This window comes from Marinobacter sp., assembly GCF_041686475.1.
Lineage (GTDB): Bacteria > Pseudomonadota > Gammaproteobacteria > Pseudomonadales > Oleiphilaceae > Marinobacter.
Genome location: NZ_JAWLDU010000063.1, coordinates 7,547 through 9,900 on the forward strand (window position 1 = coordinate 7,547; position 2,354 = coordinate 9,900).

The window sequence follows — 2,354 nt, forward strand, 5'->3', positions numbered from 1 at the left end:
CGCAACTACGGCGAGCTTTACCAGAGCATTCTGAAAGAGCGTGAACATCAACAGCTGGATTAACGCGAGCGTGTGCCCGCCCGGAGATAATTGACATGCACAAGGCAACAGAATTCCGACTTGAGGCCCACCCGCTTATCCCCGAGGCTCTTGCGCGTCTTGAAGAGTTGGCGAATGATCTGTTCTACAGCTGGGATCACGGGGTGCGCAGCCTGTTTGCCCGGGTTGACCTGCGGCTCTGGCAGAAAGTCGAGCATAACCCCAAGCTGTTTCTGCGCCGTGTCGCCCAGGACCGGCTGGATGAGGCGGCCGAAGACCGCGCGTTCCTGGCGGAATATCGCCGAGTACTGAGCAGTTACGATGCCTACCTGGAGGCGGGCCCCGGGCCGGAGGTAACCGAAAAGCTGGACCCGGAAACGGCACTGGTGGCGTACTTCTGCGCCGAATTCGGCTTTCACGAGAGCTTTCCCATCTACTCTGGCGGCCTTGGCATTCTTGCAGGAGACCACTGCAAAGCGGCCAGTGATCTCGCCCTGCCCTTTGTTGCCGTCGGCCTGCTTTACCAGCAGGGTTATTTCATCCAGAGCATCGACGCTCTGGGGCAACAGATTGCCCGCTACCAGTCCCATTCCAGTGATGAATTGCCAATTACACCGGTCGAAAAAGACGGCGAGGTATTAAAGGTATCCGTGCCCTTTCCGGGTCGTGATGTGGTGGCCCGCGTCTGGGAAGCGCGGGTGGGCCATATTCGGCTGTACCTGCTGGACAGTCACACTGAGGAAAACAGCCCCGAAGACCAGGAGCTGACGCTGCAACTTTATGGCGGCGACGAATCCACTCGAATCAGCCAGGAAATGCTTCTGGGTATCGGGGGAACCCGCGTACTTGAAGCTCTGGGGCTTGATCCGACCGTCTGGCACATCAACGAAGGCCATGCCGCGTTTCAGATACTCGAGCGTTGCCGGCGGATCATGGCCAGTGGGCTGAATTTCGAGGCCGCGCTGGAGGCAGTCGCCAGTGCTACTTTGTTCACCACCCATACACCGGTTGCAGCCGGCCACGACATCTTTCCCAGAGGCCTGTTTGAGCATGCCCTGGGCAGGTACCTGGACGAATCCCGGCTGGATTTCGAGAAGGTATTTGCCCTGGGTGCCAAGGGCGAGGAAGACACTTTCAACATGACCGGCCTTGGCCTGCGCGGATCCCGCTTTCACAACGGTGTCAGCCGCATCCATGGTGGTGTGGCGTCGCGCATGGAGGGTGATATCTGGCCCCAGGTGCCGGCGGCGGAAAATCCCCTCGGGTACATCACCAATGGCGTACACGTACCCACCTTTCTGGCGCCAGAATGGTCCAGCCTGTTCGATATCCAGGCGCCTACCTGGAAGAGCGAGCTCAGAAACCCTGAATTCTGGGAATTTATCGACGATATTCCGGACTATCACTACTGGAGTGTCCACAAGGCACTCAAGCAGCAGATGGGCGAATACATTGTTCGTCGCCTTGAACGCCAGCATAAACGCAATGGCACCGGCCACTCAGTCACGGAACGGATGACCCGCCCGCTGGTCTCTCCGGAAAAAGACACCCTGATCATCGGTTTTGCCCGGCGGTTTGCCACCTACAAACGCGCCACCCTCATTTTCTCCGATCTTGACCGGCTGGAACAGATCATCACCAACGAGGATCGTCCGGTAGTGCTGGTGTTTGCCGGCAAGGCCCACCCTCAGGACAGGCCCGGTCAACAGCTGATCAAAGTGATCCACGACCTTTCCATGCATCCCGCCCTGATGGGCCACTTGATTCTGCTTGAGGACTACGACCAGGCCATGGCAAGGCGCCTGCTCAGTGGCGTGGATGTATGGCTGAATACCCCGGAATATCCCAAGGAAGCCAGTGGTACCTCCGGCGAAAAAGCCGCCCTGAACGGTGCCCTGAACCTGAGTGTGTTGGATGGTTGGTGGGGCGAGGGGTACGACGGCAGGAATGGCTGGGCGATTCCGCCGAGGGACACCGGGCTGGATGCCGAATTCCGCAATCAGGAGGAAGCCCGCGATCTCTTGGATCTACTGGAGTTCGAGGTAGTGCCGCTTTATTACGAGCGCGCTTCCCAGGGTTATTCCAAGGGCTGGGTAAAACGTTCCAAGGCCTCGATGAAGACCATCACGCCGCAGTTTAACAGCCAGCGTATGGTGATGGACTACGTCACCAAGTACTACCAGACAGCGTCCAGGCAGGGTGCCCGGCTTATGGCAGATGGCGGTGAGCTTGCCAGCACTCTTGCAGACTGGAAAGCACGAGTACGGGACGCCTGGCCCGGCGTAGAGCTCAGTGTAGTCGGGTGCGTGGATTGT

1 protein-coding gene is annotated in these 2,354 nt (G+C 58.7%); it reads left to right on the forward strand.

Annotated features, from left to right (window positions below):
- Positions 1–95 precede the first annotated feature (95 nt).
- On the forward strand, positions 96–2,354 hold a 2,259-nt coding region (gene glgP, locus ACESMB_RS12725), incomplete at its 3' end, for an alpha-glucan family phosphorylase (RefSeq protein ID WP_372971723.1).